Raw genomic sequence first — 5,588 nt, forward strand, 5'->3', positions numbered from 1 at the left:
GGCCCGCCGGGAGCGCCGCCGCGCGCGGCGCCGGGCGCGCGGGCGGGCCGCCGCGCCGGCAGGGCGTAGACCTTCACGCCCCACTCCACGTGCCCGGCGAGCCGGTCGAGCAGCGCGCCGAACTCCGCCTCCCGCTCGCGCAGCATGGCCCGCACCCGCTCGTCGTCGCGGTGGATCGTCGCGAGCCGCAGCGGCAGCACCACGGCGCGGGCGAAGATCGCCTCCACCACGGCGTGGTGCGCACGGGCCACGGCCTCCAGCCACTCCAGGTCCTCCAGCCGGGCCTTCAGCGCCCGCTCGTCGAAGTCCCGCTCCGGAACCGGGCTCACGGCCACCGCCAGGCCCGGTCCGGCCTCCGGCCCGACCACGCGCACGGGCGCGCCCGCCACCCCGCGCACGCGGCCCAGCTCCTCGGCCAGACCGTCGTCCGCGCGTGTCACCGCGTAGCTGTAGCTCAGGTCGCCGCTCATCGGTCACCGCCGCCCCGAGGAGCCCGTTTCGCCGGCTTGCGCGGGCGCTTCGGCGGCGGCGCCTCGGGCCGGACGTCCTCCTCGCCCGCGTCCCGCTCCGGGTAGTCGTACTCGTAGGTCTCGTACTCGGTGGCGGTCTCGTACTCGTCGGCGGCGGCCACCTCGCGCGGCGCGGGCGGCGGCACGGCCGGCCGCTCGCGCAGCCGCTCCACCTCGGCGCGCAGCCTGCGGTTCTCCTCCGCCAGGGCCGGCCGGCCGGACTGCTCCTCCCGGGCCCGGGAGGACAGCGAGGGGTCGTGCTCCCACCAGTCGATGCCCATCTCCTTGGCCTTGTCGACGGAGGCGACCAGGAGCCGCAGCTTGATGGTCAGCAGCTCGATGTCCAGCAGGTTGATCTGGATGTCGCCGGCGATGACGATGCCCTTGTCGAGGACGCGTTCGAGGATGTCGGCGAGGTTGGCCGCCGTCCCCTGCTGGTACGGCGAAGCGGCCTGGCCGGGGCGCGGAACGGGCCTGCCCAGATCCGACACGACGCTCTACCTCCCCTCCTGCGCTCCCGGCGGCCGCTCAGCGCCTCGTCGTCGGCGCGCGGCGCCCGTACCCGCCGCCGCCCTCGCGGTCCCGGCGGGCCGGGTGGGCCTCGGCTTCGGCGTCCTCGTCGGCGTAGTCCTCGGCGTCGGCGTAGTCCTCCGCGTCCGCGTACGCGCCGGCGTCCTCGTCCGCCTCCTCGGCCGCGCCGCGCCGGCTCCCGGCCCGGGGCGCCTCGTCCGCTTCGTCGTACTCCTCGTCCTCGTCCTCGACGTACGCCTGGTTCTCGTACTCGTACTCCTCCGGCTCCTGGGCGGGCGGCTCCTGGGCGGGCGGCTCCTGGGCGGGCGGCTCCTGGGCGGGCCGCCGACGGGGGCCGCGCGGGCGCNCGCCGACGGGGGCCGCGCGGGCGCCGCGTCGCCGCGGTGCCCTCCTGGGCGTCGGCCGCCTCGCCGCCCGCGTATCCGGTGTCCGCCTCGTCGTACGCGGTGTCGTCCTGGTCGTCCTGGTCGTAGGCGGTATCGGGCTCCGGCTCGCGGTCCGCCGCCCGCTCTCCGGCCCGTCCGGGCTCCCGCTCGGCCTCGTCCCGCTCGGCCTCGGCCTGTTCGACCTCCTCCGGCGTGCGGACCACCTCGCCGTCGCGGATCTCGCCGCGCCAGCCCTCCTCCTGCTCGCCGCGCGCGGTCACGTACGTGCGGAACAGCTTCAGGTCCAGGCGCGTCCGCCGGCCCTGGGCCCGCCAGATGTTGCCGGTCTTCTCGAACAGGCCCCGGGGGACGTACTCCATGGTCAGCAGCACCTTGGTGAGGTCGGCGCCGAGCGGGTGGAAGGTCACGGTTCCCTTGGTCGTGCCCTTGGGCCCCTCGGAGGTCCACGCGACGCGCTCGTCCGGCACCTGTTCCGTCACGCGGGCCTTCCAGCTCCGGTGCGAGCGGCCGACCTTCACGTGCCAGCCGCTGGTCGTCTCGTCGTCCTGGTCGACGCCCACCACGCCCTTGGCGAAGGACGCGAACTCCGGGAAGCGGGTCCACTGGTTGTAGACGTCCGAGACCGGCAGCCCGATGTCGATGTCCTCCACGATGGTCACGCTCTTGCCCGCGCCTCCGCGCTTCTTGCCGCCGCGCCCGAAGACGGCTTTCACCTTGTCCTTCACGTTCGCTTTCAGGCTGTCCTTGATGTTCTGCTTCACGGTCTGCTTCAGGCTGTCCTTCACGGTCTCCTTCAGCCGCTCCCGGTCCAGGGCCCCGCCGCCCTGCTGCGCCGCGTCCCGTACGACGCCCTTGGCCACGCCGCCCAGCACCGAGCCGACCCCCGTGCCGGGCTCGGCCAGCCGGCCGGCCGCGTCGTCGATCCGGTGCACCACGCCGCCGAGGGCGTGCTGCGCACGGGCCTGGAGGTACTTCTCCAGCTCCTCGATGAGCCGCGCCGAGGCCGACCGCCCGGCCGGGTCGTCCCGGTCCCCGCCGCCGTGCGCGCCGTTCCTGCCGCTGTCCCTGTCAGCCATGCGCCGACCTCCCGCTCTTGCCGCCCGACCGCCGGCCGGCGGCCTGGCGTCCCGACTCGCCGCGTCCGGCGGCACCGGGCACGCCCACGGCCGCGGCGGTACGGCGCGTCCGCGCCGCGCCGCCCGAGGCGGTCCGGGCCGATGCCGCGGCGGCACGGGCCGCGCGTCGCCGCGCCGCCTGCCGCCGCGAGGCCGCGCTCGCCGCGCCCTGCCCGTCGTACGGCTCCGGGGCCGCCTCTGGTTCCTCTTCCTCGGCGGACCCGGCGGACCCGGCGGACCCGGCGGACCCGGCGGACCCGGCGGACCCGGCGGACCCGGCGGACCCGGCGGACCCGGCGGACCCGGCGGACCCGGCGGTCCGGGCCTCGGTGTCCTCGTCGGTGTCCTCTTCGGCCCTGGCGTCGTCGGCGGCCTCGGTGTCCGGGGCGCGGTCGCGCTCCTGGAGGCCCACCGTGCGCTCGTGCAGCGCGTCCGCCAGGCCGCTCGCCCGCTTCGTCAGCACGGTCGTCGCGGCCGTCCTGCCCGCTCGCACCAGGTCCTCGCGGGCCTGGCCGCCGAGGCCGCCGATCACCGGGGACTCCGCCAGCGCCCTGCCGAGCTGCTGGGGGTCGAGCGGCAGCTTGCGGCCCGCGAGCCACATGCCCACCGTGAGGGCCAGCTTGGCCTTGCGCGTCCTGCCCAGCACATAGCCGCCCACCACCGCGGCGCACAGCTTGCCGTTGCCCGTCATGTCGTGCTCCTCCTTGGACTCTGTCAAGGGACTCTGTCAAGCCCGGACTCTGTCGAGTCCGGCAGCCGGTCAGCCGAGCCCGCGCTCCCGCCGTGCGGCCTTGATGGCCTCCAGGCGGTCCAGCAGCTCGTCCTCCCGCCGGTCGAACTCCTCCTCGTCGATCCGGCCCTCCAGCAGCGCCCCCTCCAGCTCCGCCAGCTCCCGCTCCACGGGCGCCGGGTCGTACAGCTCCTGCTCGGCCGCCTCGACCACGCGCCGGACGACCCAGCCCACGCCCCGCACCGGCTCGGCCGGGAACGTCAGCAGGCGAGTCAGCAGGCCCATCGCGGGGCTCCCTCCTCCCGGCCGCGCCACCCGGTCGGGTGCTCCTCGTCGGCGGGCGGCGCGGCGGTGTCACACGAAGCTGTACGGCGGCAGCGGGCCGCGCAGCTGGAACTGCACCAGCGGCGCGTACCGTTCGGCGAGCCGCTGCTCGGCCGCGGCGAAGTCCTCGATCCGGTCCCGGTGCACCAGGAAGGACACGTTGAGGAACCGGTCCTGGCCGGCCGCGGACCGCTTCTCCGCGTCGACGTAGGAGCGCAGGTCCGCCAGCACGTCGTCCGCGACGGCCTCCTGGCGGGCCTGGAGCTCCCGGCCGATCAGCTCGCCGAGCCGCAGCTGGTCCTCGTGCGTACCGCCGCCGCCCCGGGTCACCTCGCTGAGCCGCCGGACCTCCTCGGAGTCCGCGACGACCTGGCGCAGCGCCGTCTCCTCCTCCTGGGACGCCTTGAGGTTGAACTCGACGCGGTCGCGCAGCTCCGCCAGCCGCCTGGTGTACTCCTCGGCGTTCTCGTCGAGCGCCGCGCGTACGGCGTCGTCGTCCGGCGCGACGAGCCCGAAGCGCATCGGCAGCACCGGCCCCTCGGCCAGCAGCCGCTCCTGTACGGCGTGGTGGGCGGCCAGGTCCCGTCGCTTGCCGCGCAGGTCCTCGGGCGCGTCGCTGACGCACGCGGCGAGCGGGCCGGAGGCGACGGTGCGCAGCGGGGGCTCCCCCTCCCCGACGCCGTGCAGGTCGTCCAGCCGCGCGGAGTGCTGTGCGCCGGTGATGGCGTAGACGTACACGGACATCGCCCTAGTCCTCTCTGTGCTTCGTGGGACGCCGGGCCCTGCGGACCTCGGCTTCCTCCTCGTCGCGCGATCCGCCCGAGCGCAGGGTCTCGGTGAAGGCGTCGACGGCTCCGGTCAGCGCGCCCTTGGTCTTGCCGTGCGCGCCTCCCTCGACCGCGTCGCCCACCACGTCGGTGAGCTGCTGGGGCGCCTTGCGGCCGGCCTCCAGGTCCAGGCGGTTGCACGCCTCGGCGAAGCGCAGGTAGGTGTCCACGCTCGACACCACGACCCGCGCGTCGACCTTGAGGATCTCGAAGCCCACCAGGGACACGCGGGCGAACACGTCGATGACCAGGCCCCGGTCCAGGATCAGCTCCAGGACGTCGTACAGCCCTCCACTGCCACCTGCCGAAACCTGGCCGCCTTGCTGCGGCACTACAGTCACGATGATCCCCTTCCGGCTCCTTGGGTTCCCCGTGGCCCGTCGCGCGTCGGGCGCGCCGCCCCGCGTCGCCGCCCGACCGCGCCGCCGGGCGGCGTGACGCGGTGGCGTCGCGGTCGCGCGGGTCAGCGGCTGACCTGCCCCCGGGCGTACCGGCGGCGGCGCTCGTACTCCATGAGCCGGCCGTGTGCGTCGAGGGTCACGTGGTAGCTCGCCATCACGCTCATGGTGTCGGGCACCCGTTCGATCTCCAGGACTTCCACGTCGGCCTGCCAGCCGTCGCCCTCCCGCTTGACCGCGGACACCGCCTCGGGTGGCTTGCCGAGCAGCAGCGTCATCTCCTCGGTGACGCTGCGCATCGCCTGCGCCAGAGGGACGGGCGACGGTGCCGGTCCGCCCTCACTCGCGCGCTCCTCGCGCGTACGGTCGGGTCTGTCGGCGCGCCGTCGTCCTTCGGCGCCCTGCCACTCGCTGTCGGCCATGTCCGGTCCGCTGTCGACTCGGTTCCGCGGGATTCGCCGACCGGCTCGCGCGGGTGCCCGGAAGGGCTCACGCGCGGGAGAATCGGCGATCAAATGGGCGGGTCAGTGGGGTAATACCGCCGCCGCATACGCCGCATTTGCCATATTTGTCGTGTCTGTACTATCAAACACCGCCGGTAAGAGAGGCGCAAACGGGGTCGGTTTCCGCGTTGACCGTTTTCGGCGGGCGTCCGGCAGGTCCGGGCGGGTCCGGGCCGGCGGGCGGCTCCGAGCGGCGGCCCGGGGCGCGGGCGTGCGGCGCGGGGCCGGGGTGCGCGGCGCGGGCGGCGTACGAGCGGTGTACGGG

General features: G+C 75.4%; 7 protein-coding genes and 1 pseudogene. All 8 read right to left on the bottom strand.

Annotation, left to right across the window (positions count from 1 at the left end):
• Positions 1-470, bottom strand: a 470-nt coding sequence (locus RKE29_RS27395; protein ID WP_312008359.1) for a GvpL/GvpF family gas vesicle protein, incomplete at its 3' end; no start/stop codon positions are given.
• Positions 467-991: a gas vesicle protein gene (locus RKE29_RS27400; protein WP_312008366.1), complete on the bottom strand. Its 525-nt coding sequence runs from the start codon at positions 989-991 to the stop codon at positions 467-469. The genes RKE29_RS27395 and RKE29_RS27400, both read right to left, overlap by 4 nt.
• A 725-nt stretch (positions 992-1,716) precedes the next feature.
• Positions 1,717-2,502, bottom strand: a pseudogene (locus RKE29_RS27405) (SRPBCC family protein); the annotation flags it as partial.
• Positions 2,495-3,259, bottom strand: coding sequence for a hypothetical protein (locus tag RKE29_RS27410; RefSeq protein ID WP_312008361.1), 765 nt, complete (start codon positions 3,257-3,259; stop codon positions 2,495-2,497). The gene RKE29_RS27410 and the pseudogene RKE29_RS27405, both read right to left, overlap by 8 nt.
• 42 nt (positions 3,260-3,301) lie before the next feature.
• Positions 3,302-3,556: a gas vesicle protein GvpG gene (locus RKE29_RS27415; protein ID WP_312008362.1), complete on the bottom strand. Its 255-nt coding sequence runs from the start codon at positions 3,554-3,556 to the stop codon at positions 3,302-3,304.
• A 69-nt stretch (positions 3,557-3,625) separates the two neighbouring features.
• Complete coding sequence (locus RKE29_RS27420; RefSeq protein ID WP_312008363.1) at positions 3,626-4,339, bottom strand: GvpL/GvpF family gas vesicle protein; 714 nt, start codon at positions 4,337-4,339, stop codon at positions 3,626-3,628.
• Between the two features lie 4 nt (positions 4,340-4,343).
• Positions 4,344-4,763: a gas vesicle structural protein GvpA gene (locus tag RKE29_RS27425; RefSeq protein WP_312008364.1), complete on the bottom strand. Its 420-nt coding sequence runs from the start codon at positions 4,761-4,763 to the stop codon at positions 4,344-4,346.
• Between the two features lie 122 nt (positions 4,764-4,885).
• Positions 4,886-5,242, bottom strand: coding sequence for a gas vesicle protein (locus RKE29_RS27430; RefSeq protein WP_312008365.1), 357 nt, complete (start codon positions 5,240-5,242; stop codon positions 4,886-4,888).
• Positions 5,243-5,588: the final 346 nt, after the last annotated feature.

Origin of the sequence: Streptomyces sp. B1866, from assembly GCF_031932565.1 — a bacterium.
In the GTDB taxonomy this organism is placed as follows: domain Bacteria; phylum Actinomycetota; class Actinomycetes; order Streptomycetales; family Streptomycetaceae; genus Streptomyces.

Coding starts and splice junctions, on each gene's coding strand:
- RKE29_RS27415 (WP_312008362.1), bottom strand. CDS start 3,556: ATGGGCCTGCTGACTCGCCTGCTGACGTTCCCGGCCGAGCCGGTGCGG.
- RKE29_RS27420 (WP_312008363.1), bottom strand. CDS start 4,339: ATGTCCGTGTACGTCTACGCCATCACCGGCGCACAGCACTCCGCGCGG.
- RKE29_RS27430 (WP_312008365.1), bottom strand. CDS start 5,242: ATGGCCGACAGCGAGTGGCAGGGCGCCGAAGGACGACGGCGCGCCGAC.